This window comes from Streptomyces sp. RPA4-2 (assembly GCF_012273515.2).
Classification (GTDB): Bacteria; Actinomycetota; Actinomycetes; order Streptomycetales; family Streptomycetaceae; genus Streptomyces; species Streptomyces kaempferi.
Genome location: NZ_CP050975.2, coordinates 114,617 through 139,103, shown reverse-complemented (window position 1 = coordinate 139,103; position 24,487 = coordinate 114,617). Strand labels below are relative to the sequence as shown.

Annotated in this window: 15 protein-coding genes; 9 read left to right on the top strand and 6 right to left on the bottom strand. The window is 72.7% G+C overall.

The features are described from left to right. Positions 1-21: 21 nt before the first annotated feature. Positions 22-9,378 carry a type I polyketide synthase gene (locus tag HEP85_RS00650; RefSeq protein WP_369657514.1) on the top strand — a complete coding sequence of 3,119 codons (9,357 nt, stop codon included), beginning with the start codon at positions 22-24 and terminating at the stop codon, positions 9,376-9,378. A 75-nt stretch (positions 9,379-9,453) separates the two neighbouring features. Further along, positions 9,454-9,882 carry a hypothetical protein gene (locus HEP85_RS00645; RefSeq protein ID WP_168525136.1) on the top strand — a complete coding sequence of 143 codons (429 nt, stop codon included), beginning with the start codon at positions 9,454-9,456 and terminating at the stop codon, positions 9,880-9,882. Here the strand turns inward: HEP85_RS00645 and HEP85_RS00640 are convergent. The 3 genes from HEP85_RS00640 to HEP85_RS00630 form a co-directional block, all read right to left on the bottom strand. Next, positions 9,771-11,354: an acyltransferase gene (locus HEP85_RS00640; protein WP_168525134.1), complete on the bottom strand. Its 1,584-nt coding sequence runs from the start codon at positions 11,352-11,354 to the stop codon at positions 9,771-9,773. The genes HEP85_RS00645 and HEP85_RS00640 overlap by 112 nt on opposite strands. A 21-nt stretch (positions 11,355-11,375) precedes the next feature. Beyond that, a complete protein-coding gene (locus tag HEP85_RS00635; protein WP_168525132.1) occupies positions 11,376-12,596 on the bottom strand; it encodes a cytochrome P450 in 1,221 nt (406 codons plus the stop codon). 62 nt (positions 12,597-12,658) lie between these two features. Beyond that, on the bottom strand, positions 12,659-13,894 hold the full coding sequence (locus HEP85_RS00630) for a cytochrome P450 (RefSeq protein ID WP_248001741.1): 1,236 nt from the start codon (positions 13,892-13,894) through the stop codon (positions 12,659-12,661). A gap of 318 nt (positions 13,895-14,212) precedes the next feature. On the opposite strand from HEP85_RS00630, the gene HEP85_RS00625 reads away from it, so the two are divergent. The 4 genes from HEP85_RS00625 to HEP85_RS00610 all read left to right on the top strand — a co-directional run bounded on the left by HEP85_RS00625 (position 14,213) and on the right by HEP85_RS00610 (position 17,769). Then, positions 14,213-14,410: a ferredoxin gene (locus tag HEP85_RS00625; protein WP_168525130.1), complete on the top strand. Its 198-nt coding sequence runs from the start codon at positions 14,213-14,215 to the stop codon at positions 14,408-14,410. 106 nt (positions 14,411-14,516) lie between these two features. After that, on the top strand, positions 14,517-15,770 hold the full coding sequence (locus HEP85_RS00620) for an activator-dependent family glycosyltransferase (RefSeq protein WP_168525128.1): 1,254 nt from the start codon (positions 14,517-14,519) through the stop codon (positions 15,768-15,770). A gap of 206 nt (positions 15,771-15,976) precedes the next feature. After that, the gene (gene rfbB / locus HEP85_RS00615) at positions 15,977-16,987 is read left to right on the top strand and encodes a dTDP-glucose 4,6-dehydratase (protein WP_168525126.1); all 1,011 of its coding nucleotides are present in this window, start codon (positions 15,977-15,979) and stop codon (positions 16,985-16,987) included. Beyond that, the gene (locus HEP85_RS00610; RefSeq protein WP_168525124.1) at positions 16,981-17,769 is read left to right on the top strand and encodes an AfsR/SARP family transcriptional regulator; all 789 of its coding nucleotides are present in this window, start codon (positions 16,981-16,983) and stop codon (positions 17,767-17,769) included. Before rfbB ends, HEP85_RS00610 begins: the two co-directional genes overlap by 7 nt. A gap of 155 nt (positions 17,770-17,924) precedes the next feature. Here the strand turns inward: HEP85_RS00610 and HEP85_RS00605 are convergent, their stop codons facing one another. Next, complete coding sequence (locus tag HEP85_RS00605) at positions 17,925-18,908, bottom strand: NAD(P)-dependent oxidoreductase (protein ID WP_365226828.1); 984 nt, start codon at positions 18,906-18,908, stop codon at positions 17,925-17,927. 206 nt (positions 18,909-19,114) lie between these two features. On the opposite strand from HEP85_RS00605, the gene HEP85_RS00600 reads away from it, so the two are divergent. Both HEP85_RS00600 and HEP85_RS00595 read left to right on the top strand, forming a co-directional pair. After that, positions 19,115-19,702: a dTDP-4-dehydrorhamnose 3,5-epimerase family protein gene (locus tag HEP85_RS00600; RefSeq protein WP_248001739.1), complete on the top strand. Its 588-nt coding sequence runs from the start codon at positions 19,115-19,117 to the stop codon at positions 19,700-19,702. Between the two features lie 86 nt (positions 19,703-19,788). Continuing rightward, complete coding sequence (locus HEP85_RS00595) at positions 19,789-21,036, top strand: macrolide family glycosyltransferase (RefSeq protein ID WP_356014515.1); 1,248 nt, start codon at positions 19,789-19,791, stop codon at positions 21,034-21,036. Here HEP85_RS00595 and rfbH read toward each other — a convergent pair. Continuing rightward, on the bottom strand, positions 21,020-22,321 hold the full coding sequence (gene rfbH / locus HEP85_RS00590; RefSeq protein WP_168525120.1) for a lipopolysaccharide biosynthesis protein RfbH: 1,302 nt from the start codon (positions 22,319-22,321) through the stop codon (positions 21,020-21,022). The genes HEP85_RS00595 and rfbH overlap by 17 nt on opposite strands. A gap of 312 nt (positions 22,322-22,633) precedes the next feature. Here rfbH and HEP85_RS00585 point away from each other — a divergent pair, with 312 nt between their 5' ends. After that, entirely contained in the window at positions 22,634-23,998 is a 1,365-nt protein-coding gene (locus tag HEP85_RS00585) for an acyltransferase (protein WP_369657513.1), read from the top strand. 342 nt (positions 23,999-24,340) lie between these two features. Here HEP85_RS00585 and HEP85_RS00580 read toward each other — a convergent pair whose 3' ends face one another. Further along, positions 24,341-24,484: a hypothetical protein gene (locus HEP85_RS00580; protein ID WP_248001738.1), complete on the bottom strand. Its 144-nt coding sequence runs from the start codon at positions 24,482-24,484 to the stop codon at positions 24,341-24,343. Positions 24,485-24,487 lie beyond the last annotated feature (3 nt).

The following is a 24,487-nucleotide window of genomic DNA, read 5'->3' as shown; positions in this document are numbered from 1 at the left end:
GCAAGAACAGTGGAGCTGAGTATGCCCACCTCCGAGGAACGCGTCGTCGCGGCCCTGCGCGCGTCGCTGGTCGAGAACGAGCGGCTGCGCAAGCAGAACGACCGCCTCGCCCGCGCGGCCACCGAACCGGTGGCCGTCGTCGGCATGGCCTGCCGCTACCCGGGAGACGTCCACTCGCCCGAAGACCTGTGGCGGCTCGTGGCCGACGGCCGGGACGCGATGACCGGATTCCCGGAGGACCGCGGCTGGGACCCGGCCGGGACCACCACCGACACGACGGCCCTGCGCGGCGGATTCGTCGCCTCCGCGACCGAGTTCGACGCCGGCTTCTTCGGCATCTCGCCCCGCGAGGCCCTCGCCATGGACCCGCAGCAGCGCCTCACCCTGGAGGCGTCCTGGGAGGCCCTGGAGCGGGCGGGCATCGACGCCGCCGCCGTACGCGGCAGCCGCACCGGGGTCTTCGTCGGATGCAGCAACCAGAACTACGGCTCCGCGACCGGACGTGAGCTGCCCGAGGGCATCGAGGGCCACCTGCTCACCGGCAACGCCGCGAGCGTGGTCTCGGGCCGGGTGTCGTACGTGCTGGGTCTGGAAGGTCCCGCGGTCACCGTCGACACGGCGTGCTCGTCGTCCCTCGTCGCCCTGCACCTGGCCGTGCAGGCCCTGCGGTCGGGGGAGTGCGACCTCGCACTCGCCGGCGGCGTGACCGTGATGTCCACCCCCGACGTGTTCGCCGAGTTCGACCGGCAGGGCGGGCTGGCGGGCGACGGGCGCTGCAAGGCGTTCGCCGAGGGCGCGGACGGTACGGGCTGGGGCGAGGGCGTCGGCGTCCTGCTCGTGGAGCGACTCTCGGACGCGCGGCGCAACGGTCACCCCGTGCTGGCGGTGGTGCGGGGGTCGGCGGTGAACCAGGACGGTGCGTCGAACGGCCTGACCGCACCGAACGGTCCCTCCCAGCAGCGCGTCATCCGGGCCGCTCTGACCGGCGCGGGTCTGTCCGCGTCGGACGTGGACGCGGTCGAGGCGCACGGCACCGGCACCTCCCTGGGCGACCCGATCGAGGCACATGCCCTGCTCGCGACGTACGGCAAGGACCGTGACGCGAGGCGGCCGTTGTGGCTGGGGTCGGTGAAGTCGAACATCGGTCACACGCAGGCTGCTGCCGGTGTGGCGGGTGTGATCAAGATGGTGGAGGCGATGCGGCACGGTGTCCTGCCGGCCACCCTCCACGTGGACGAGCCCTCGACCCACATCGACTGGGAGGCGGGCGAGGTCCGCCTCCTCACCGCACCGCGCGCCTGGCCCGAGACCGGCCGCCCCCGCACCGCGGCGGTCTCCGCCTTCGGCGTCAGCGGGACCAACGCCCACGTCATCCTGGAACAGGGCACCCCGGCACCCGCACCCGCACCCGCACCCGCACCCGCACCGGGACCGGTCCCGGTCCCGACAGAGAACCCGGCACACGACCCGGCACAGGAACAGGCCCCCGCCGCCGTACCGCCCGTGGTCCCGTGGCTCCTCTCCGCCCGCACCCCGGAAGCCCTGCGCGCCCAGGCCCGCGTGCTGTCGGCCTTCCTCACCGGACGTCCCGGCCACAGCTCCGTCGATGTCGGCTGGTCGCTGCTGACCACCCGGTCGACGTTCGACCACCGCGCCGTCGTCCTCGGCGGCGACCGCACCGACCTCCTCGACGGCCTGCGCGGCCTCGCCGAGAACGAGACGACACCCCGGACAGTGACCGGCCACGGCCACGACGAGGGCAAACTCGCCTTCCTCTTCTCCGGCCAGGGCGCGCAACGTCTCGGTATGGGGCGGGAGTTGTACGAGGCGTATCCCGTGTTCGCGGGGGCGTTCGATGCGGTGTGCGCGCAGTTGGACGCGGGTCTGCGGGGTGTGGTGTTCGGTGAGGATGCCGAGCTGCTGAACCGGACCGGGTGGGCGCAACCGGCACTGTTCGCGATCGAGGTCGCGCTGTTCCGACTGCTGGAGTCGTGGGGTGTGCGTCCCGACTTCCTGGTGGGCCATTCGGTGGGTGAACTCGCCGCCGCGCACGTGGCCGGGGTGTTCTCCCTGGAGGACGCGTGCCGGCTGGTGTCGGCGCGTGGCCGTCTGATGCAGGAACTGCCCGCCGGTGGGGCGATGTTCGCGTTGGAGGCGTCCGAGGACGAGGTCCTGCCGCTGTTGACGGACGGGGTGTCGGTCGCCGCGGTCAACGGGCCCCGTTCGGTGGTGGTCTCCGGCGTCGAGACCGCGGCGGAGGCGGTCGCGCAGGGGATAGCCGCCCTGGGCCGCCGTACTTCGCGTCTGCGTGTCTCCCACGCTTTCCACTCGCCGCTGATGGAACCGATGCTCGTCGAGTTCCGCACGGTCGCGGAGAGCGTCACCTATGGCGAGCCGGGTATCCCGGTGGTGTCGAACCTGACCGGACAGGTCGCAACAGCCGGGGAGTTGGGCTCGGCCGACTACTGGGTGCGGCATGTCCGGGAGGCCGTGCGGTTCGCGGACGGGGTGCGCACGCTGGCGGAGCGGGGTGCCACCCGGTTCGTGGAACTCGGCCCCGACGGCACCCTCACCGCCCTCGCCCAGCCCTGCGTCCCCTCCGACGACGGGATGCTCTTCACCCCCGTACTGCACAAGACCGGCTCCGAACCGGCGGCCGTCCTGCGCGGCCTGGGCCGGCTGCACGCGCACGGTGGGCCGGTCGGCTGGGAGACGGTCTTCGCGGGAACCGGTGCGGCGGCCGTGGAACTGCCCACGTACGTCTTCCAGCGCGAGCGTTACTGGCTCGACCCGTCCGCGCCGAGGCCGAAGCCCGGCGCCGACTCATGGCGTTACGCCGTCACCTGGAAGCCGCTGGCCCGGTTCTCCGGCACCGCGCCCGCGCCCGCGCCGTCCCCGGGCCCGCGGCTGGTGCTCGTCCCGCAGGTGCGCGACGAGCGGGCCGATGCCACGGTCCGCACCGTACTCGAAGGGCTCGCGGGACACGGGTTCGAGCTGCGGCGGATCGAGGTGCCGCACCCCGCGTCCGAGACGGGCCGAGCGGACCTGGCGGCCCGACTCAGCGACGCCCACGACGAGTGCGGACCCGTCACGGCCGTCCTGTCGCTGCTCCCGCTGGCCGAGGACCGGGCCGGGGTGGCGGCGGCCACGGCCACGCTGGTCCAGGCGCTCACGGACAGCGGACTGCGCGGTCCGGTCTGGTCGTTGACGCGCGGCGCCGTCTCCGTCGGACGCTCCGACGCGCTCACGGCACCCGAACAGGCGGCGGTGTGGGGGCTCGGCCGGGTCGCGGCCCTCGAACACCCCGACCTCTGGGGCGGACTCGTGGACCTCCCGGACGACCTCGACGAACGGGCGGTCGCACGGCTCGCCGCGGTCCTCACCGAACTGCCCGGCGCAGGCGGCGCATTCGGTGCGTCCGCCGAGTCCGCCGAGTGGGGCGAGGACCAGGTGGCGGTCCGCGACTCCGGTGTCTTCGGCCGCAGGCTGTCCAGGACGCGTCCCACTCCGCTGGACGCCTGGCAGCCACGGGGAACGGTCCTCGTCACCGGAGGCACGGGCGCCATCGGCGCCCGGGTCGCGCGCTGGGCGGTCGAGCGTGGTGCCGAGGACATCGTCCTGGTGAGCCGGCGCGGCTCCGACGCGCCCGGCGCCCCGGAACTGGAAACAGCCCTCCGGGAGATGGGCGCCCGGGTCACGGTCGCCGCGGCCGACGTGTCCGTCAGGGAAGAGGTCGCCGCGCTCCTCGAACGGCACCCCGTCGACGCCGTGCTGCACACCGCGGGCGTCCTCGACGACGCCGTCATCGGCGGCACCGACCCCCAGCGCATCCGGCACGTCATGCGGGCCAAGGCCGAGGCGGCCCTGCACCTCGACGAACTGACACGGGACCGGGAACTGTCCGCCTTCGTCCTCTTCTCGTCGCTCGCCGGCGTCATGGGCAACGCCGGACAGGGCGCGTACGCCGCCGCCAACGCGGTCCTCGACGCGCTCGCCGAGCGCCGCCGCGCCGAGGGGCTGCCCGCCACCTCCGTCGCCTGGGGCCCGTGGGCCGGCGGCGGCATGGCCGCCGAGGCCACGGGCGGCCGCAGGCGCAGCCGCGGCGCCGTGGCGTCACTCGACCCGGACCTGGCCGTCGCCGCCCTCGCGACGGCCCTGGACTCGGGTGTGACCACCGAGTTCGTGGCCGACATCGACTGGCCCCGGTTCGCACCGGCCTTCACATCGATCCGGCCGAGCGCACTCCTGCGGGAACTTCCGGAGGCCACCCCCTCCCCGTCCGCCGACGGGCCCTCGTCGGACGGCGCGGACGGCCCCGGCGCCCGCATCGGGGCTCTCCCGCGCGAGGCGGGCGTCCGGGCCGCCGTGGACCTGGTCCGTGCTCGTGCGGCGGCGGTGCTGGGTCATGCCGACGCGGAGGCGGTTCCGGCCGACCGCGCGTTCCGCGAACTGGGTGTGGATTCACTGATCGCGGTGGAGCTGCGCAACGTACTGGGCGCGGAGTGCGGGGTACGGCTGCCCGCCACCGTGGTGTTCGACCATCCGACTCCGGCGGCTCTGGCGGAGTTCCTGTACGGCGAGTTGGGCGGCGCCGTCGACGAGGCGCCCGGCGCGTCCGTGAGCGTGGCGGTGGCCGGTGACCCGGTGGTGATCGTCGGGATGGCCTGCCGTTTCCCCGGCGGGGCCGACTCCCCGGAGACCCTGTGGAGCCTGCTGTCGGAGGGACGCGACGGCATGACCGGCTTCCCCGACGACCGTGGCTGGGAAGGGCTCGGCGCGGTCTACGGCTATGACGCCGCGGACTTCGCCCGGGTGGGCGGGTTCCTGTCGGGCGTGGGTTCGTTCGACGCGGGCTTCTTCGGGATCTCGCCGCGTGAGGCGCTCGCCATGGACCCGCAGCAGCGCCTGCTGCTGGAGTCGTCGTGGGAGGCGGTGGAGCGGGCGGGCATCGACCCGCGGTCGTTGCGCGGTTCGCGGACCGGCGTGTTCGCGGGAACGAACGGCCAGGACTACCCGGCGCTGCTGTCGCTGTCGGAGGGTGACTTCGGCGGCTACGTGGGCACGGGCAACGCGGCGAGCGTGTTCTCCGGGCGGGTGTCGTACGTGCTGGGTCTGGAAGGTCCCGCGGTGACCGTGGACACGGCGTGCTCGTCGTCGCTGGTCGCCCTGCACCTGGCGGTGCAGGCGCTGCGGTCGGGGGAGTGCGACCTCGCACTCGCCGGCGGTGTGACGGTGATGTCGACCCCGGGTGCGTTCGTGGAGTTCAGCCGTCAGGGCGGTCTGGCCGGTGACGGGCGGTGCAAGGCGTTCGCGGAGGGTGCGGACGGTACGGGGTGGGGTGAGGGTGTCGGTGTGCTGCTCGTGGAGCGGTTGTCGGACGCGCGCGCCAACGGTCACCCGGTGCTGGCCGTCGTACGTGGTTCGGCGGTGAACCAGGACGGTGCGTCGAATGGTCTGACCGCGCCGAACGGCCCTTCGCAGCAGCGGGTGATCCGGGCCGCTCTGACCGGCGCGGGTCTGTCGGCGTCGGACGTGGACGCGGTCGAGGCGCACGGTACGGGTACGTCTTTGGGCGATCCGATCGAGGCGCAGGCGTTGCTGGCGACCTATGGCAAGGACCGTGACGGCGAACGGCCGTTGTGGCTGGGGTCGGTGAAGTCGAACATCGGTCACACGCAGGCGGCTGCCGGTGTGGCGGGTGTGATCAAGATGGTGGAGGCGATGCGGCATGGCGTGCTGCCGGCCACCCTCCACGTCGACGCACCCTCGTCGCACGTCGACTGGGAAGCCGGTGACATACGACTGCTGACCGAGTCGGCGCAGTGGCCGGAGACGGAACGCCCCCGCCGGGCGGGTGTCTCCTCGTTCGGACTGAGCGGCACGAACGCACACGTCGTGCTCGAACAGGCACCGGACCCCGCCGTCGAGGAAAAGCCGGACGCCGCCCGGCCGCTGCCCGTCACCCCATGGGTGGTGTCCGGGCAGAGCCCCGCCGCGCTGCGGGCCCAGGCGGACCGCCTGCTGCACCATCTGCGGACTCGCCCGGAGCCGGCCCCTGCCGATGTGGCCCTGTCACTCGTCGGGTCACGGTCGGCCTTCGACAACCGTGCGGTGGTGCGCGGCACGGATCGTGAGGAACTCCTCGCGGGACTCGCCGCCGTCGCCCGCGGCGAGACACTGCCGAGCGTGGCGCACGGAGCCGTGACCGAGGGCAAGCTCGCCTTCCTCCTCTCCGGCCAGGGCGCGCAACGTATCGGTATGGGGCGGGAGTTGTACGACTCCTTCCCGGTGTTCGCCGAAGCCTTCGACGCGGTCTGCGCGCACCTGGACGACGGCCTGCGGGGGGTCGTGTTCGGTGAGGACGCGGATCTCCTGAACGAGACGGGCTGGGCGCAGCCCGCACTGTTCGCGATCGAGGTGGCGTTGTTCCGGCTGGTGGAGTCCTGGGGGATCACCCCTGACTTCCTGGTGGGCCATTCGGTGGGTGAGCTGGCCGCCGCGCATGTGGCGGGGGTGTTCTCGCTTGAGGACGCGTGCCGGCTGGTGTCGGCGCGTGGCCGTCTGATGCAGGAACTCCCCTCCGGGGGAGCGATGTTCGCGCTGGAGGCATCCGAGGCCGAGGTGCTCCCGCTGCTGACGGACGAGGTGTCGATCGCCGCCGTCAACGGCCCCCGTTCGGTGGTGGTCTCGGGTGTGGAGGCGACGGTGGCCGCTGTGGCCGAGAAGATCGCCGGATCGGGTCGCCGCACTTCCCGCCTGCGTGTCTCCCACGCCTTCCACTCGCCGTTGATGGAGCCGATGCTGGCGCAGTTCCGTACGGTCGCGGAGAGCGTGACCTACGGTGCACCGCGTATCCCGGTGGTGTCGAACGTGACCGGACAGGCCGCCGGCGCGGGGGAGTTGGAGTCCGCCGACTACTGGGTCCGCCATGTCCGTGAGGCCGTACGGTTCGCCGACGGGATCACCCGGCTCGAAGAGTGTGGTGTCACCCGGTTCGTGGAGCTCGGCCCCGACGGCACCCTCACCGCCCTCGCCCAGTCCAGCGTCTCCGGCGACGACGGGACGCTGTTCACGTCCGTCCTGCGCAAGGACCGCCCCGAGACGGACACCATCGTGGCGGCGGTGTCGCGGACGTTCGCACACGGTGCCGCCGTCGACTGGCCCGCGCTGCTGGCCGGTTCCGGGGCGCGGCGGGTGGAACTGCCGACGTACGCCTTCCAGCGTGAGCGTTTCTGGCCCGAGCCTGCCGCACACCGCGTGTCCGGGACGAGCGCGAACCCGCTGGACGAGAGCTTCTGGGCGGCCGTGGAACGCGGTGACGCCCACGACCTCGCCGAGGTCCTGGGCGTGGACGAGGCCGAACTCGACGCCGTCGTACCGGCGTTGTCCGCCTGGCGGCAGGGCGCGGCCGAGCGCAGCCGGGTCGACGGCTGGCGCTACCGCGTCGAATGGCAGTCCTTCACCGCACCGCCGCCCGCCGCCCCGGACACCGGCCGCCGGCTGCTGCTCCAGCCGCCCACCGAAGGCCCGGTGCTCGACGGCATCGAGGAGCTCCTCCCCGGTGTGGAGCGGATCGCCTACGACCCCGCCGCCGGCCGTACCGAACTGGGCCGTGTCCTGACCGACGCGGCAGCGGCGGGCGACCCGGTCGTCGGAGTCCTGTTCCGGCCCGCGGACGTGACGGCCTCCCTGACGCTCGTCCAGGCGTTGGGCGACGCGGGAGTGAGCGCGCCGCTGTGGCTGCTCACCCACGGCGCCGTGGCCGTCGGCGCGCCGGCCGAGGACGGCGTCGACCCGGCGCAGGCCGCCCTGTGGGGCTTCGGCCGGGTCGCCGCCCTGGAACACCCCGACCGGTGGGGCGGCCTCGTCGACCTGCCGGAATCCGTGGACCGGAGTGTCCTCGCGAGCCTGGCCGCGGTCGTCACCGACGGCGGCGAGGACCAGGTGGCCGTACGCGGTGCGGCCCTGTTCGCCCGCCGGCTCTCCCACGCCCCGCTGCCCGGCGGCGCACCGGCCTGGGGGCCCTCGGCCGACGGCTGGCGCGCTCCGGAACGGGTGCTGGTGACGGGGGGCACGGGTGGAGTCGGCGCGCGCCTGGCCCGTTGGCTGGTGGTACGTGGTGCGAGTGAGCTCGTCCTCACCAGCCGTCGTGGGATCGACGCCCCCGGTGCGGCCGAACTGGTCGGTGAACTGGGGGAGTTGGGTGCGCGGGTGGTGGTGGAGGCGTGTGACACGGCCGATGCGGAGGCGGTGGCGGGTCTGCTGTCGCGGTATCCGGTCGGCGCGGTGTTCCATGCCGCGGGTGTGCTGGACGACGATCTGATCGACCGGCTGACTCCGGAGCGGGTCGCCGCCGTCCTGGCGGCGAAGGCTGTGGGCGCCGACCATCTCGACTCCCTCACCCGGGACTTGGACCTTTCGGCGTTCGTGGTGTTCTCCTCGATCGCGGGTGTGTGGGGCAGTGGCGGGCAGTCGGCGTACGCCGCCGCCAACGCGCATCTCGACGCGCTGGTGGAGCGGCGCCGGGCCCGGGGTCTTGCCGGTACCGCCGTCGCCTGGGGCCCCTGGGGCGGCGGAGGGATGGTCTCGGAGCAGGGCGCCGCGGAGTTGGTGCGCCGGGGTCTGCGGGTGATGGATCCGGAGCGGGCGCTGACCGGGCTCGGGCGCGCGCTGGACGTCGGGGACGCCGCCGTGGTGGTGGCCGACGTCGACTGGGAGAAGTTCCTCGCACCGTTCACCGCCCGCCGTCCCAGCCCGCTGCTGTCCGCCCTCCCGGAGGCGCGGGCCGCCGCGACGGCGTCCGGGGACGCGGAGACCGCCCCCGGCGCCCCGCGCCCCCTGATCGAGAAGCTGACCGCGGCACCCGCCGAGGCGCGGCTCCAGTTGGTGCAGGACCACGTGCGAAGCGTCGCCGCCACGGCACTCGGCTTCGACGTGGTGTCGGGCGTCGAACCCACCAAGGCGTTCCGGGAGATGGGCTTCGACTCACTGACCGCCGTGGAACTGCGCGACCGGCTCAACGCCGACACCGGTCTGCGGCTGCCGACCACCCTCGTGTTCGACCACCCCACCCCCGCCGACCTCGCCCGCCACCTGGCGGAAGAGCTCTTCGGGGGCGGGCGGACGAACGCCACGGCGCTGCTGGCGGAGGTGGAGAACGCGGTCGGGAAGATCATCGCCTCCGGCCCCGGACAGGACCTGAGGGTCCTGCTCAAGACACGGCTCAGGGCGTTCCTCACCGAGGTCGAGGACCTGGAGTCCGGCCTGAACGGCCCGGACGACGGCACGCGGCCCGGGGTGTCCATGGCCGACCAGCTCGACGACGCCACCGACGAGGAACTGTTCGACCTGATCAGCCGGGAACTCGACCAGTCGTAGGAGCGCGGACCGCCCGAGGGCCGCGCGAGCCGTGATGACGAGCCGATTCACGGGTGTTTTTCGAAACGCCCGTGAATGGGCCGACAGGCCTTAGGGAAGCTGGCCGGCCCCGAGGACGCACAGGAACAGGTGACGGCACGCCGGAAGGAAGGCGCGCACTGCATCAAGATGATGTTCGACGACGGCGGCCACCACGGCGCCGACCTGCCGACGCTGGACGGGCCGACCGGCAGCCGCGCGATGTTCGCCACCGACACCACGAAGGCGGCCCTGGACCACGCCACCGCGACCGACACCCTGCACACGCTCGCCGCACTGTGGCGCAACGAGAGCACCGCGGACCCCCTCGCCCGCCTCACCGGACACGGCTGGTCCGCCTGCTCCCGCCCGCCTCACTTCCCCTCGGGAACCCCGCCCCCGCCGGTCCGCCCATGGACATGCAAGCGCTCCAGCCAGGCCGGGTCCCGCACCACGGCCGCGTGCTCCCGGGCCAGGCACAGATAGACGTCCCGGCCCCCGTCCTCGGCGGGCGTCGGCGCGATGTGCACCGTCGGCACCGGAAGGTCCGGGAACTCGTACCAGAACGGTTTTCCGCCGCCCAGGTCGATGCGGTACAGCGGGAACTGCGACCAGTTGTTGACGGACAGCGCCGTCTCGAAGACGTCCGGCGCCCGGACCGACATGACGTGCCGTGACACCCCCGCCCCGCGATAGGAGTTGAGGAAGGCGATCTCGTCACGGATCTTCTCGGCGGTGTTGGCGTCCAGACAGGCCCGGACGTCCTGGGCGACACGGCCCAGCGGACGCTCGCGCAGCGCCGCCGCCGGAGTGGTGGTCCAGCTGTTGCTGACGCAGTTGCCCCAGTACCCGGCGGGCAGCGCGTCGCCGAGCCGGGACTGCACGCTGACGATCATGCCGAGCCACTCGGCCGCCTCGTCGGGCCGGCCGCGCAGCTCGCCGAGCACCTGCCAGATGTGCGCGGTCAGCACGTCGTTGGTGGAGACCCAGGAGCCCTCGCCGGCCAGCTGCCGCTGCGCGGCGTTCTTCATCGCGGCGAGTTCGTCGGCCTCGAAGCGGGTGGCGACGGTCGCGAGTTCGTGCAGGCCGACCTTGAGGTTCGTCTTCAGCAGCCGCAGCCGGGAGACCCCGATGAACGCGCGCGAGGCCACCGTCGCCAGGTCCGCGGACTCCCGGCCCAGCGCGTCCATGACGTCACGGTCGTGGGACGGCTCCGAAGAGGCCAGCCCGTGGTGCTCGCGCGACCAGCTCTCCAGGAACGCGAGGGTGTTCCCGCCGTCCGCGAGACTGTGGTTGATCGTCACGCCCAGGATCGAGCCGCCGCCGCGCATCTGCGTCAGCCGGATCTTCAGCAGCGGGGTGTCCCGGTCGACGACACGGAAGGCGCTGACCTCCCGCAGCAGACCGCCGATCACCGGCTCGGCGCGCAGGCCGGGCCCGTACTCCCGCATGGGCTCCGACGACACCGCCTCGGTGAAGCGGACCCCGGCGTCGTTGCAGAGCACGCTCAGGCCGCCGTCCCGGTCCCGGGTGAGACGCCCGGCCAGCGGCGGGTAGCGGCGCAGCGTACGCGCCAGGGACGCGCGCAGTTCCGCGCCGTCCAGCGTGTCCCGGTAGAAGAACGTCATCGGCGTGTACCAGGGGCCGGTCAGCAGGTCGTAACCGCTCAGCCGGACCCGGCCGCCGCCGGCCGTGCCGGCGCGGACCAGGAAGGTCCGCTCCTCCCGGCTCTCCACGGCGTGGCGGAAGGCCGGCACGGGCGCCTTGCCCTTCCCGCCCTTCGTCCTCCCCGCCTTACGCGTCCTGGCGGTCGTGCTCGTCGTGCTCGTCGTGTCCGTCGTGCTCGTCCTCGCCGTCTTCTGCGTGCCGGGCGTGCCGGTCTGGTGGGGCGTGCCGGTCTGGTGGGGCGTGCCGGTCGGGTCGGGCGTGTCCGTCGGGTTGGTCGTGTTCGCTGTCACGGTGGTCCTCCTCGCGGCCGATCAGTCCCAGGCGACGAGCAGGCTGTCGACCCCGTAGTGCACGGCACGGTCGCGCAGCGGCACCTCGTCCGCGGGCGTGGCCAGCCGCAGCTTCGGGAAGCGCTCGAACAGCGTGCGCAGACCGATCCTGAGGGTGGCGCGGGCCAGATGCTGGCCCAGGCACTGGTGCGCCCCGAAGCCGAGCGCCAGGTGCTTGCGCGGGATACGGGTGACGTCGAGAGAGTCCGGGTCGGTGAAGACCGAGGGGTCGCGGTTGGCGGCGGGCAGCGACAGGACGACGGTCTGCCCGGCCTTGATGGTGACGCCCTCGATCTCGACGTCCTCCAGCGCGCAACGGCTGGACCCCATCTGCGAGATGGTCAGGTACCGCATCAACTCGTCGACGGCACCGGCCTCGTACAGCTCCGGACGGCTGCGCAGCAGCGCCAGCTGCTCCGGCTGCTCCAGCAGCGCGAACGTGCTCAGGGCCAGCATGTTGGGCGTCGTGTCGAGGGAGCCGCCCAGGGTGAGGACCGCGAGGTTGACCATCTCCTCCTCGGTCAGCTCCCCGGTGGAGGCCAGCTGTCCGAAGAGGTCGTCGCCCTGTTCCTTCATCCGCTCGCGGACCATGGGCCGCAGCGCCGCGTCCATGGACTCGACGTGGTGGATGAACTCCTCCAGCGTGTACGTCAGCGTCATCATCGCCGAAAAGTGCTTCGAGATGACCGCCATCAGCTCGGCGGAGGCCCCCATCAGGGACTGCACCGTGCGCACGCTCACCACCTCGGCGAACGACGTCAGCAGGTCGGCCCGCGAGCCCTGCGCCGCCATCTCGTCGAGGGTCTCGCCGATGATGCGGGTCAGCTCCGGCTCGAACTGCTGGATCCGGCGGACCGTGAAGTGCCCGGCCAGCAGCCGGCGGTACTTGGAGTGCTCGGGCGCGTCCGTCTTCGCGAACGAACCGGGCGGGGAGGGCTGGGGGTTGTACTCGTCCATCGGGAACGGCGGCGCGACCACGTGGGCCAGCAGTTCGTTGCGGTGGCTGAAGCGGTTGTCGGCCAGGATCTGCCGCACCAGGTCGTGCCGGGTGACCAGCCAGCCCGAGGTGTCCGCCGGGGCCACCTGGAAGGTGATGGGGCTGATGGGGTTCTCCGCGCGCAGGCGGGCGTACGCCGCCGGCGGATCGAACGGGCATTTTCCCCGGTCCGCCGGGATGACGGGTGCGTCGGGCCGTGTCTTCATGGTCACTCCGTTGGTGAGCCGGCTACGCCGTCGGGTGTCGTGGGGCGAGAGCTGGTGGGGTGTCAGGCACGCTTGACGGCCAGCGGCAGGTGCCGGGCGCCGAAGACGTTGGTGCCGTGGTACGTCAGCCGCGCGTCGGGGTCGACCTCGATCCGGGCGAACCGGTCGAGGAGCGCGTTCAGGGCGACACGCCCCTCCAGCCGGGCCAGCGGCGCCCCGATGCAGTAGTGGATGCCGTGGCCGAAGGCGGCCTGACGGGAGTTGGAGCGCTCCGGGCGGAAGGCGGCCGCGTCCTCGAAGACCTCCTCGTCCAGGTTGGCCGACAACAACCACAGATGCACCAGGGTGTTGGGGGCGAGGCTCGTCCCGTGGAACTCGGTCACGGCCGTGGTGACCCGCTCGATCCGCGTGAACGGCGGACGCAGCCGCAGGGTCTCCTCGATCACGGCCGGCACCAACGACCGGTCCTCACGGACCCGTTCGAACAGTTCCGGCTCCCCGTCCAGGCACATCAGCGTGTTGCCCAGCAGCACCGAGGTGGTGACATGCCCCGCGAGCAGCAGCAGGGTCGCGAAACTCGCGATGTCCTCGTCGTCCAGGCGCTCGCCGTCGAGCTCCGCGTGCACCAGGGTGCCCAGCAGGTCGTCCTGCCGCTCCCGGCGCCGCTCGTCGATGAAGCCCTGCAGGTACGCCGAGATGGTGGCGCCGGTCTCCTCCATCCGCCGCACGCTCGCGGGATCCTCCGGGTCCGTCGACAGGAGCTGGTCCGCCCACCCCTGGAACAGATCCCGGTCGGCCGTCGGCACACCGAGCATCCGCGCGATCACCGTGACCGGCAGCGGGTTGGCGAGCACGTCCACCAGGTCGAAGCGGTCACCGCCGGCCGACTCCAGCAGCTCCGCGGTCAGTTCGGTGATCCACGGTTCGAGACCGGAGATCAGCCCCGGCGTGAAGGCGCGGCTGACCAGGCGGCGCATCTTGCCGTGCAGCGGCGGGTCCAGCAGCAGGAGGGTGCCGCGCGGAGCCTGGCGTTCACCGCCCGACAGACGGCCCACGGTGTCGGACGAGAACGTCGCCGGGTCCGCGAGGACACGCTGGACGTCCTCGTACCGGAAGAGGTGCACCTGGCCTGCCTCGTCACGCCAGACCGGGCACTCCTCGCGCATCCGCGCGAGCCAGGCGAGCAGCGTCGTCCCGCCGTCCGGCTCCACCGAGGGAGCCTTGCCGATGCCGGGTCCCGGCGCCGGATCCGCCACTTCCCGCGTCACACCGACGTCCGAGGTGCCTTCCTCCGCCACCAGTGGTTCCCCCTCTCGTGCGGCCCGGTCGCGTCGCGGCCCGCGACGCGCCGAATTCGACCGGCGCCCGACGGGCCCGGCTCTCGCGTCACTCCAGCACGCGGCGCCGGAGCGGGGCCAGGAACGGCCGCGCAGTCTAGGGATTCACCGAGTACCGCCCGCCGGGCCCCCGCGCGAGGGCACGGCGGCGGGCGCAATCTCTGGAGGAAATCCCAGACAGTGACGGCCCACCGCGGCAACGGGCCTGCCCGCGCCCCAAGATGGGCACGCCCCGGCAGCGGGGCGCCACCCCCGTACCGCCCGACGCGGAAGGCCGGCATGGACATCGCGATCGACCAGGACAAGTGCATGGGAGCGGGTCAGTGCGTACTGATCGCGCCCGAGGTCTTCGACCAGGACGAGACCGACGGACGCGCCCTGCTCCTGATCGAACGGCCGGGAGGCGACCACCACGAGGCGATCCGCGAAGCGCACGAATCCTGCCCGCTGGGTGCCATCACCCTCCAGGAGGACTGAGCGGGTCCGGCAGCCGGCCGGGCGACAGCGCCCGGCTCACCTTCCGCCGGGCCCTCTTCGATGTCCCGCGGCCCGGCCGCGGACCTCCTACGAACGAGAGGATGCCATGCGCGTTCTGTTCGCCGGCCTGTCGGAGAAGTCGCACCTGAACACCATGGTGCCGCTGGCCTGGGCCTTCGTCACGGCCGGGCACGACGTGCTGATGGCCAACTCTCCGTCGCTGACTCCCGCCATCACCGGGGTCGGTCTGGTGGCCGCCCCCGTGGGCACCGACGACCACACCCTGCTGCACGCGGACATGGCCCTCGCCCGCGAGTCCCAGGACGCCGACGTCGCCAACTGGAGCCACCTCGGCCCCGGCCAGGTCGACTGGACCACCCTGCGCGAACGCTACGAGATCAGCGTGCCCTGGGGCTTCGCCCGCTACAACGACCCCGTCATGGACGACATGGTGGCCCTCGCCCGCGACTGGCGGCCCGACCTCGTCATCCGCGACCCCATCGCCTACGCCGGCGCGGTCGCCGCACGCGCCTGCGGCGCGGCCCATGCCCGCCTGCTGTGGTGCGCCGACGTGTACGGACAGGCCAGGCGCACCTTCGTCGACCTCGCCCGCGAGGTCCCCGAGGCCGAGCGCACCGACCCGCTCGCCGAGTGGATCGACGAACGGGCCCGCACCTACGGCGTGTCCTGCGACGAGGAACTCCTCAACGGCCAGTTCACGATCGACACCCTGCCCCCGAGCCTGCGACTGCCGAGCGAACTGCACCAGCTGCCCATGCGCTACATCCCCTACAACGGCCCCGCCGTGCAGTGGGACTGGCTGCGCGAGCGGCCCAAGTCGCCCCGGGTGTGCGTCACGCTCGGCCGCACCAACAGCGAGGCCTACGGCGGTGACTACGTCCCCCTCCACGACATCCTCAGGTCCCTGGGCGCTCTCGATGTCGACGTGGTCGCCGCGCTCATGCCCGAACAGGCCGAACAGCTCGGAGACCTGCCCCCCAACGTGCGCGCCGTCAGCGGGATCGCCCTGAACACGCTGCTGCCCACCTGCTCCGCCGTCATCCACCACGGCGGCTGGGGCTCCTTCGCGACCGCCCTCGTCAACGGCGTCCCGCAGCTCGCCCTGTCGACCAACGTCGCCGACCAGGAACTGCGCGGGCGCGCCGTGCAGAAGGCCGGCGCCGGAATCTTCGTCCACCACAGCGACGTCGACGCCGGCCAGGTCCTCGTGCACACCCGCATGCTCGTGGAGGAGCCGTCGTTCGCGGCCGCCGCGGGACGGCTGCGGGACGAGTCCGCGGCCCTGCCCAGCCCGCGCGCCCTGGTCGGCCAACTGGAACAACTGGTCGCCGGCCGCTGACACCGCCCCGAATGCACGGCCCGAACGCACGGCCCGAACGCACGCCCCGAACGCACGCCCCGAACGCACGGCCCGAACGCACGGCCCCGAGCCGTTGCCCCGAACAGACCGGCCCACCGGCCGGATTCGCGCACCACACCGCACACACGAGGAAGGAGGACGGCGTCAACCGCGACCCCGACGGGGTACCTGGCGCCGCAATCCCGATGAGTCAGACACGCATCCTGGTGACCGGCGGTGCCGGCTTCATCGGTTCCCACTACGTCCGCACCCTCCTCGGCCCCCTCGGCCCCGACGACGTCTCGGTGACCGTCCTGGACGCCTTCACCTACGCCGCCAACCGGGCCAGCCTCGACGAGGTCGCCGACTCCCCCCGCTTCCGGCTCGTCGTCGGCGACATCTGCGACCCGGACGTCGTCGGCCCCCTCATCGCCGAGCACGACCAGGTCGTCCACTTCGCGGCCGAGTCGCACGTCGACCGCTCGCTGTCCAGCTCCGCCGAGTTCGTCCGCACCAACGTCATGGGCACCCAGGTGCTCCTGGACGCCGCACTGCAGCACGGCATCGGCACCTTCGTGCACGTCTCCACCGACGAGGTCTACGGCTCCATCTCGACCGGCTCCTGCTCCGAGGAGCAGTCCGTGAACCCCAACTCGCCCTACGCCGCCTCCAAGGCCGCCAGCGACCTGCTCGCCCTGGTCTACCACCGCTCCCACGACCTGGACGTACGGGTGACCCGCTGCTCCAACAACTACGGCCACCACCAGTACCCCGAGAAGATCATCCCGCTCTTCGTCAGCCTCCTCCTGCAGGGCAGGAAGGTCCCGCTGTACGGCGACGGGATGAACGTGCGCGACTGGCTGCACATCGACGACCACGTCCGCGGCATCGAACTGGTCCGCACCCGGGGACGGGCCGGCGAGATCTACAACATCGGCGGCGGCACCGAGCTCGACAACCGGCGGCTCACCGAACGCCTCCTGGAGGCGTGCGGCGCGTCCTGGGACCAGGTCGAGTACGTCACCGACCGCAAGGGCCACGACCGCCGCTACTCGGTCGACTGGAGCAAGGCCCACACCGAGCTGGGCTACAAACCGCAGAAGGACTTCACCGAGGGCCTCGCCGAGACCGTCGCCTGGTACCGCGACAACCGCGACTGGTGGGAGCCCGCCGCCACCGAGGCCGACGGGCCCGCGACCGGGACCCCCGCATGCTGACCTTCCGCACCCTGGGACTGCTCGAGGTGACCCGGGACGGACGGCCCGTGACACCCACCGCTCCGAAGGTCCGCCAGATGCTGGCGCTGCTGCTGGCCCGCCGCAACACCCTGGTGTCGATCTCCGCGATCGCCGGCGAACTGTGGGAGCGCACCCCGCCGCGCAGCGCCACCGCCACCGTCCAGACCTACGTCTACCAGCTGCGCAAACTCCTGCAGAGCGACGACGAGACGGCCGCCGGAACGGGACCGCTCGTCACCCGGGCCACCGGCTACATCCTGCGGGTGGCCCCCGGCGACTACGACGCCGAGGAGTTCGAACGGCTCACCGTCCAGGCACGGTCCGCGATCGAGGCCGGTGACGCCCGCACGGCCACCGAACGCCTCCAGACCGCACTGGCCTGGTGGTCCGGCCAGCCGTTCGCCGACATCGGCCAGGGCCCCTGCCTCCAGGCGTACGCGCTGCGCCTGGAGGAGCTCCACATGCACGCCCTGGAGCTGCGCATCACCGCGGGGCTCGGACTCGGCCAGCACCGCGAACTCGTCGCCGAACTCAAGGAACTGGCCAGCACCTACCCGCTCCACGAGTGGTTCCAGGGCGGCCTCATCATCGCGCTCCAGCGCTGCGGCCGCAGCAGCGAGGCCCTCCAGGTCTACCAGCGGCTGCGCCAACTGCTCCGTGACGAACTGGGCCTGGAACCCTCCGCGGGACTGCAGCAGATCCGCCAGCACGTCCTCATGGACCGGGTCACCACCGCCGACCTCAGCCTGCTGCCGGGCTGACCAGGGAGCCGCCGGACGGGCTCACGCCCGCCCCCGGCCCTTCCCTGCCCGCGTGCCCGCGCGGTGAGCTGTTCGGCGGGCCAGGTCACCGGTCTCCCCGTGCCCGCGCCCACGCGTCGGCGCGCCGCCGGCCGCACGCGGCCCGGCGGCGCGGCTCAGACGGAGCACTCCGCCGCCTCCCACAGGTCCCGTACGGCCTCCTCGGGCCCGCGGCGGGGCGACCAGCCCAGCAGCTCACGCGCCGCGGTGACGTCCACGCACATCCAGTCCGCGTCCGCGGCGGGCCGCACCGTACCGCCGGTGTCCTCGACCAGCCGCACCGCCCGCCCGCTCGCCGCGATCAGCCGGTCGACCACGGTGCGCACATGCAGCGAGGTGCCGCTGCCGATGTTCACCACCCTGCCCCGCGCCCGCGGCGTCCGTGTCGCGGCCACCACCGCCTCGGACGCGTCCTTGGCGTCGACGAAGTCCCGGCTGCTGCGCAGCGGGGACAGCTGCACCGTGACGGGCTCACCCGGCGCCGGCCGGGCGAGCAGCTGCCGCGCCACCCGGCCCAGCAGGCTGCCGGGCGGGATCCCGGAGCCGATGACGTTCGACAGCCGCAGCACCACCGCGTTCGTCCGGCCCTCCTGGGCGGAGCGCAGGACGGCCTGGCTGCCGAGCAGTTTCGACTGCCCGTAGTCCGTCCCCGGGCGGGTGGGGGAGTCCTCGGCGAGCAGGACGCCCGCGGGCTGCGGCGTGTACTCGTGCACCGAGCCCAGATGCACCAGGCGCGGCTGCCACGAGGCGGCGTCCAGCGCCGCCAGCAGCTGCTCCACGAGCAGCTGGTTGCCCTGCCGCATGACGCCGACCGACGACGACCAGGCCACGCCGGCCGCGTTGACGACGGCCACCGGACGCTCCGCGTCGATCAGCCGCGTCAGCGCGGCCGGCCCGTCCTTGACCAGGTCCATCGGGCAGAACTGCCACGAGGCCGGGGTCTTCGCGGCCTGCCGCGCGACGGCGAGGACCTCATGACCGGCCGCCTCCAGGGCCGCGCCCGCGTGCCGGCCGACGAAACCGGTCGCGCCGAGGACGACCACCCGGCCGGACGATCCGCCCGGCGCTCCGGGCACTCCCTGCGTACCGACCAGCGACATGCCGCTCCCCCTTTTGGCCCGGGTCGCCCCGCACCCGTACGTCGTCCCGTGCGCCACGGCGGCGGACGTCGGTTTTGCGCGGTCACTGTGGCATCCGGCGATCGAGGACCCCTCCAGGACCGTTCGACTCGACCGTGCCCTGTGCGGCTCTTCAACGGTCCTCGACCGGCCCGCCCTATGGTGCTGCCACCATGAAGGTTCGAGAGATGGCTGTGCCGGACGCTTTCCACATCACACCGCACAAGATCGGTGATGTGCGCGGGAACTTCTACGAGTCGTTCCGCCACGACAGGCTGGCCGAGGAGATCGGCAGACCGGTGCCCCTCGTGCAGGTGAACTACTCGGTCTCCCGCAAGAGCACCCTGCGCGGGCTCCACGGCACCCTGCTGCCACCCGGCCAGGCGAAGGTCGTGTGCGTCGTACGCGGCGCGATCCTCGACATCGTCGTCGACGTGCGCCTCGGCTCGCCCACCTTCGGCGCACACGAGGCGAACTGGATGAGCGCCGAGTCCGGCGACAGCGTCTTCGTCTCCGAAGGGCTCGTGCACGGCTTCCTCGCCCTCACCGACGACACCTGCGTCTCCTACCTGTGCTCCACCGAGTTCGTCCCCGGCACCCAGGTCGACATCGACCCCCTCGACGCCGAACTGGACTTACCGTGGCAGCTGTCGGAGACCCCGCTGATGTCGGCCAAGGACTCCCGGGCCGTCGCCGTCGCCACCGCCCGCCGCACAGGCCTGCTGCCGCGCTACGAGGACTGCCTCGCCCACTACGCGGCGCTGCGCGGCACGTGACCGGTTCCCCGGCAGCGGGCCCGCCTCTCTCCCCGGCGGCCGCGGGCGCACCGTCCGAGGCCACCGCCGTACCGAAGGAACAGCCGATGCCGCACCGCACCGACCCCCGCCCGCTCCACTGCGCCGTCCTGCCCTTCGCGGACTTCGGGCACGTCGCTCCGAGCCTCGGCGTCGCCCGCGCGCTCATCGCCGCCGGCCACCGGGTGACCTACGTCGTGGACGAGCGGTACGCCGGCCTGGTCGAGGAGGCGGGCGCCCGCGCCGTCACCTACACCTCCGCGCGCGGCGAGTTCTACCGCGCCGCCGACCCGGCCCCCGGCCAACTGGCCGCGGAGGGCTACGCGTTGCTGGTGGACACCATCCGCACCGTGTTCCCCGCCGCCCTGACCGCCCTCGCCCAGGACCCCCCGGACGCCGTCCTCTACGACTTCGAGAACGTCGCCGCCGGACGGGTCGCCGCCCGGGTCCTCGACGCCCTGCCGGTGCAGATGTTCCCCAGCCACGCGGCGAACGAGACCTTCTCCCTGCGCGCCCAGATGTGGGACCGGGCCGACCCGGTCATGGCCAAGGGCGCCGGCGTCCTCATCGAGTTCATGGGCGAACACGGCATCGGCCTGGACGAGATGAGCCGCTACGGCACCGAGTGGGACGAGCACAACCTCGTCTTCCTGCCGCGGGACTTCCAGATCGAGGGCGACACCTTCGACGACCGCTTCGCGTTCGTGGGCCCCATGGTCACCGAGGCCCCGGCCGGCCTCTGGTCGCCGCCGGCGGACGGCCGGCGCACCGCACTGGTGTCCCTGGGCACCGAGTCGGGCGACCGCGGCGACTTCTTCCGCACCTGCGCCCAGGCCTTCGACCCGGCCTCCTGGCACGTCGTGATGACGCTCGGACACGGCGCCGACCGCGCACAGCTGGGACCGCTGCCCGCGCACGTCGAGGTCCACGAGTGGCTGCCGCACCCCGCCGTGCTGCCGCACGCGGACGTCCTCGTCTGCCACGCCGGCATGGGCAGCCTCATGGAGGCCCTGTACTTCGCCACGCCCGTGGTGGCCATCCCGCGCGCCCACGAACTCGGCCTCAGCGCACAGCGGCTGGAGGAGTGCGGGGTCGGCCGCACCCTGTCGCGGACCGGCCTCGACGCCGAGGTCCTCGCCCGCACCGTGAACGGGCTGCTGGCCGACCCAGGCACCCCCGCCGCCCTGCGGCGGATGCGCGCCGCGGTCCGCGACGCCGGCGGTGCCGCCCGCGCCGCCGACACCCTTCAGGGCTGGGCCGCGCAGCACCGCCGGCACCGCACCGGCCGGCCGGCCGACATCAGTGGGGCAGCGTGACGAACTCGCTCACCGTCGAGATGCTGTAGTCGATCATCTCGTCCGTCAGGCCGGGGAACACACCGATCCAGAACGTGCTCTCGGTGGTGATGTCGCTGTTGGTCAGCGGACCGCTGACCCGGAACTCCCGCCCCTCGTACGCCGGGTGACGGGTGAGGTTGCCCGCGAAGAAGCGCCGGGTGGCCACCTTGCTGTACTCCAGGTGGTCGATCAGCGCCCCCGGCGCGAACGGGGCCCCCGGCACGACGGTGATGGCGAAACCGAACCAGCTCGGGTCGCTGCCCGGCGTCGCCTCCGGCAGGATCAGGTGCGGAAGACCGTCCAGGCCCTCCCGCAGCCGCGCCCAGTTGCGGCGCCTGGCCTTGCCGAACTCGTCGATGTGCGTCAACTGCTGCAGCCCGAGGGCCGCCTGCACGTCGGTCGACTTCAGGTTGTAGCCCACGTGGGAGAAGATGTACTTGTGGTCGTAGCCGGCCGGCAGCGTCCCCATCTGGTGCTCGAACCGCTTGAAGCAGCGGTTGTCCTCGGCCGGCTCGCACCAGCAGTCCCGGCCCCAGTCACGCATGGACTCCACGATGCGGGCCAGCGCCAGGTTGTCCGTCAGGACCACCCCGCCCTCACCCATCGTGATGTGGTGCGCCGGGTAGAAGCTCTCGGTCGCCAGGTCACCGAACGTGCCGGTGAGACGGCCGTTGTAGGTACTGCCCAGCGCGTCGCAGTTGTCCTCGATGAGGAACAGACCATGGTCGTCGGCGATCTGCGCGATCTCCTCGACGGCGTACGGGTTGCCGAGCGCGTGCGCCACCATGATCGCCCGCGTGCGCGGCCCGATCGCCTGCTCGATGCGCTCCGGCGTCGGGTTGTAGGTGCCGATCTCGATGTCGGTGAAGACCGGCACCAGACCGTTCTGGAGGATCGGGTTGACGGTCGTCGGGAACCCGGCGGCCACGGTGACCACCTCGTCGCCCGGCACCAGACGGCTGTCCTCCAGCTGGGGCGAGGTGAGCGAGCTGAGGGCCAGCAGGTTCGCCGACGAACCGGAGTTCGTCAGATGCGCCTTGCGCAGGCCGAAGTACTTGGCCAGCGCGCGTTCCAGCTTGCGTGAGCTCGGTCCGGCGGCGATCCGCAGGTCCAGGGCCGCCTCGACCATCGCGACACGGTCCTCCTCGTCGAGGACGGCACCGGAGGCCATGACGGACGTGATACCGGGCACGAATCCCGAGGACGCGTTACTGCGGTGGTACTCGCGTACCAGGTCGAGGATCTCTGTCTTGTCGTTGCCCATCGGCTGGTGGCCTCCCTGTGGCTGCCGGCGGGGACGGAGCCGTGGCCTCGACGGCAGGAAGTGCGAGCGGGGTCCCCGGACCGGTGTCTGCCGTCCGGGAAACCCAGCCCAACACACCGCGCACCGGCGTGCCCAGCGCTGCCGGACAAGTCTAGGGATCCACCAAAACCGGCCCCGCGCACGGCCGTCGGCCGCCCGCACACCCACCACGACGGCCCGCGGACGAGGACTAGGGATTTCCTCGCCCGGTCCGCGGAACGCTGGAGTGTCAGGTCAACAGGCGCGCCCGCAGGCCGATCTCAGTGAGGCACAGTGAACAACTCTTCAGCTGCGTCCCGGACACGGCACCACACCGTCACCGTCCGGGCCGGCGCGGCGAGCGCGGAGCGCGTGCGCCTGAGTGTCTACGACCTCATGACCGGCACGTTCGCGACCCCGCGCACCTTCTACTACCGCCGGACGCTGGACGCCGCTGCGCTGCGCGCCTCGCTCGCCGCGACCCTGCCGCACTACCCGCTGCTGACCGGACGGCTGGTCCGCGACGACGACCGCGGACTCAGCGTCGTCTGCGACGACGCGGGCGTCCCGTTCACCGAGAGCCACAGCGACCGGCCCATGCCCGCGTACGGACTCGGCCGCTCGGCCAAGGACGACATCGGCTCCTACCTCCACAAGGCCAGCGCCTTCCGGATCGTCGGGCACGACACCCCCCTGCTGACCGTGCGGGTCACCCATATGCGCGGCGGCGGTTCGGTCCTCGGCATCGCGATCAACCACAGCATCGTCGACGGCGCGGGATACCTCGACTTCCTGCGGCACTGGTCACGCGTCCACCACGGCGAGGAGCACCGCGCGGCGCCGTACGCCCGCACGCTCCTGGACGGCGTCGCGCAGGGCGCCGCGCCGGACGCCGCACGGCACAGCACCCAGTACGCCCTGGTGTCCGGACCTCAGAAGGCCCGCTTCATCCTCCGGGTCAACGCCGGCGCGCGGCGCGTGCGCACCGTCACCCTGCGCTTCGCCGCCGACGAGATACGGGCGCTGAAGGAGCACGCCCGCGCCGGGCTCGCCGGCAGCGGCCTGCGGGTCTCCAGCGGCGACGCCCTCAGCGCCCACCTGTGGAAGGTCCTCGCCGAGCTGCGGGCGCGCCCCGACGACAGCGTGGAACGGCTCGGCATGGTCGTCGGCCTGCGCTCCGCCCTGCGCGCGGCCCTGCCCGACGGATACTGGGGCAACGCCGTCACCAACGTCACCCCGGCCCTGCCGGCCGGAGAACTGCGCGCCGCCTCCCTCGCCGACACCGTCGCGACCGTCCGCCGGGCCGTCGACGGCATCACCGCCGACCGGGTCCGCGACGAAGTCGCCTTCCTGCAGGCCCAGCGCGACGCCTGCCGCACCCACCTCGTCCTGAGCCGCATGGCCCTGGACGCCTTCGGGGGAACCGTTGCGGTCAACAACGTCAGCCGGCTGCCCGTCTACGAGATCGACTTCGGCGCGGGACGGCCGTTCTGGTTCGAGTTCCCCGCCAGCCCCGTGCCGTGGTCGCTCCTGGTCACTCCCACGCCGCTGGACGACGACAGCCGGGACGTGCACTTCAGCGTCCCGCGCAATGCCGCGCAGGCGCTCGCCGCACCGGAGTGGACCAAGCGGCTGCACGCGTACGCGCCCCACGCCTGACCCCCGGGTCCGCCCGTCCCCGGCCCGCCGCCCACCCTCGGCCCGGCGGCGTCGAGCCCCGGAGCCAGAACCGGTTCGCCCCGGGGGAGCGGCCGGGCCGCTTCCTGCAGGGTGGGCGGCGCCGCCGTGTCCGGCCCGGCTTCGCGCGTCGTCCGCGGGGAGTCCGCCCCGTCACGGCCCGCCGCAGGCGTCCCGTGGGAACACCGGGGCCCGGCGTCCCCTGAGGACGCCGGGCCCGATACGTGTGCGAGGCGGCCAGGACCGCGTCGCTGTGGCGAGGCGGGTCTAAGAGATGTCCCGCAATGAGCTGTCGGGCATGCCGGGGTGGGGTGGCAGTGTGGGTTACCGGATTTCCAACTTGAGGTTGTGGAGTGCGGCGACGCCTGCGACGGCGTGATCGATGCCATTGCCGCGGCGTCGGCATTGGCATTGGCATTGGCCGAGGATCTGGTGGTCTTTCAGGCGGGCGATCACATGCTCGGCCACGGC

Coding starts and splice junctions, on each gene's coding strand:
- HEP85_RS00650 (WP_369657514.1), top strand. CDS start 22: ATGCCCACCTCCGAGGAACGCGTCGTCGCGGCCCTGCGCGCGTCGCTG.
- HEP85_RS00645 (WP_168525136.1), top strand. CDS start 9,454: ATGGGCCGACAGGCCTTAGGGAAGCTGGCCGGCCCCGAGGACGCACAG.
- HEP85_RS00635 (WP_168525132.1), bottom strand. CDS start 12,596: ATGAAGACACGGCCCGACGCACCCGTCATCCCGGCGGACCGGGGAAAA.
- HEP85_RS00625 (WP_168525130.1), top strand. CDS start 14,213: ATGGACATCGCGATCGACCAGGACAAGTGCATGGGAGCGGGTCAGTGC.
- HEP85_RS00620 (WP_168525128.1), top strand. CDS start 14,517: ATGCGCGTTCTGTTCGCCGGCCTGTCGGAGAAGTCGCACCTGAACACC.
- rfbB (WP_168525126.1), top strand. CDS start 15,977: ATGAGTCAGACACGCATCCTGGTGACCGGCGGTGCCGGCTTCATCGGT.
- HEP85_RS00610 (WP_168525124.1), top strand. CDS start 16,981: ATGCTGACCTTCCGCACCCTGGGACTGCTCGAGGTGACCCGGGACGGA.
- HEP85_RS00605 (WP_365226828.1), bottom strand. CDS start 18,908: ATGTCGCTGGTCGGTACGCAGGGAGTGCCCGGAGCGCCGGGCGGATCG.
- HEP85_RS00600 (WP_248001739.1), top strand. CDS start 19,115: ATGGCTGTGCCGGACGCTTTCCACATCACACCGCACAAGATCGGTGAT.
- HEP85_RS00595 (WP_356014515.1), top strand. CDS start 19,789: ATGCCGCACCGCACCGACCCCCGCCCGCTCCACTGCGCCGTCCTGCCC.
- rfbH (WP_168525120.1), bottom strand. CDS start 22,321: ATGGGCAACGACAAGACAGAGATCCTCGACCTGGTACGCGAGTACCAC.